The organism is Nocardioides sp. CPCC 206348, from assembly GCF_048654705.1.
Taxonomy (GTDB): Bacteria; Actinomycetota; Actinomycetes; order Propionibacteriales; family Nocardioidaceae; genus Nocardioides.
This window is the reverse complement of sequence record NZ_JBMCZA010000141.1, coordinates 855-1,457: the sequence shown is the minus strand read 5'-3', so window position 1 is coordinate 1,457 and position 603 is coordinate 855. Positions and strand designations below refer to the sequence as shown.

General features: G+C 69.5%; 1 protein-coding gene. It reads right to left on the bottom strand.

Translation table 11 applies throughout. The annotated features are described in order from the left end of the window. The coding region (locus tag ACOADB_RS09190) for an ATP-binding protein (protein ID WP_378597658.1) at positions 1–603 on the bottom strand (603 nt) is incomplete at both ends.

The following is a 603-nucleotide window of genomic DNA, read 5'->3' as shown; positions in this document are numbered from 1 at the left end:
TCCTTGTAGAGCTCGTCGACGCTGCGCACCTGGTTGCCGGCCTGGATCCGCGCGAGCAGCCGCAGCGCCTTGGCACCGTCACCGTTCGCACCGATGCCGAGCCGCGCGTGCAGGACGGCGGAGTACTCCGCATAGGTCCGGTGCACGCGGATGCCGGGGAAGAGCTTCTTGAGGGTGTTCGCGTGGAAACGCTCGGGTACGGCGACCTCGAGCGCGTCGAGCGCGAGCGCGCCCTCGTGGGTGGTGAGCTGCATCTGCACCTCACCGGAGCGGGTGGCGCGACGCGGGACGTAGTAGGTCCGCAGCGCCGTGAACCGACCGCCCTGGTCGTTGACGAACGTCATCGCGACGGCACCCCAGGTGTCGGTGCCCTTGCCGCGCAGCAACTGCTCCTCGGGCCGCCCGGTCTTCGGGTTGTCGATCACGTCGACGGCACCCCGCAGGTACGACAGCAGGTTCCGCTGCCCGACACTGCGCGCCCGCCCGGCGACGGCGTCGTTGGAGGCACCGTTGAACTTGGTGTCCGACGGCATCATCAGCGCCGTGTAGGCGTCGAGGATCGTGCTCTTCCCGACCCCCGACGCCCCGGAGATCATGGTCGTG